Genomic DNA, 1,250 nt, shown 5'->3' with positions numbered 1-1,250 from the left:
GTCTTGCCCTCTACGACTGGACGGAAGGCGAGATGAACCGCCGGCGCATCGATGCCATCACGGACGTGCGGCACCGGCCCCTGCAAAAGCTCGTTAAAGGCGGCCTGCTGCGCGGCGTGGAGATCGAGGTCTTGCTGGATAGCACCCGCTTTGCCGGCGAGGGCGACGTCGAACTCTTCGGCGAAATGCTCAACCGGTTCCTCTCGCTCTATGCCACGCTGAATCTGTATACCCGGCTGGTGATCGTGTCGCAGCCAAGCGGCAAGCGGCAAGCATGGCCCGACAGCAAGGCCGAGGGGGCACCGTTTTGAGCCCGACGAAACTGACAGCAACGCAGGCGCAGGAGCGCGCCTTGCTGCCGGCGCTGCTCGCCCGTGCGCCGCAGATGAACTTCTTCCGGCTCTGCGAACTGATCGAGTTGTCTGCGCCGCAGCGTCCGGCGCTGGGCACGACCGATTCCCCGGCCAATGAACCGGTGCGTTTCCGCTCGTATGGGCGGCTGGGCTTCCCGGGGCGGGAGATATACGCGGTTGAGCACGATAGCGACCACCCCGAGCGAGCGCCGGTGGTGCGGACCACCTTCCTGGGCCTTTACGGCGTGGATGCGCGCATGCCGTCCTACTTCGTGGACGAGATTGCCCAGCGTCGCGACGGGGCAGAGCCGCTGGCGGCCTTGCTGGACCTGTTTCACCACCGGATCGTCACGCAGTTCTACCGCGTCGCGCGCAAGTACCGCTATCCGATGGGCTTCCGGCGCGGCGGACAAGACGAAGTGTCGTGTTACCTGCTGAGCCTGCTCGGGCTGGGTTTCGGCAGGCCTGGTGCCGAAGAGACCGTCCCCACACGCAAGCTGTTGTCGATGCTGGGACTGGCCAGCCAGCGCACACGCACCGCCGAAGGCCTCGCCGGCGTGCTGCAGCATGCCGTGCCGGACGCGCGCATCACGGTGGAGGAGTTCCACCCGGTGTGGGTGCGCCTCGATGCCACCGAGCGGATGCCGCTGGGGGAAAACTGTGTGCTGGGACGCGGCTTCTACGATCGCGCAAACACCGTACGCGTGGTGATCACGCCACAGGACCGCGACTCGGTGCTGGGGCTGATGCCGGGCCGTGCCATCCACCGGGAGGTGACGGCGCTGTTGCGCTTCTACCTGGGCTATGCAGCGCACGCGCATCTGGAGATGCATGTGAGGCCCGCGCTGATGCCGGCGCCGGCCTTGAATTCGGACCAGGTGAGCCTGGGCTACCTAC

General features: G+C 66.5%; 2 protein-coding genes. Both read left to right on the top strand.

Features of this window, described 5'->3' with window-relative positions:
• Positions 1–311 (top strand): type VI secretion system baseplate subunit TssF (locus AC1DKD_RS41365; protein ID WP_477144758.1); only part of this gene is annotated, 311 nt, incomplete at its 5' end.
• Between the two features lie 74 nt (positions 312–385).
• Positions 386–1,250, top strand: an 865-nt coding sequence (gene tssG, locus AC1DKD_RS41360) for a type VI secretion system baseplate subunit TssG (RefSeq protein ID WP_477144759.1), incomplete at its 3' end; no start/stop codon positions are given.

The organism is Cupriavidus sp. 05T313 (genome assembly GCF_056396665.1).
Note: the sequence above shows the minus strand (reverse complement) of the source record. Positions and strands in the feature narration are given on the sequence as shown.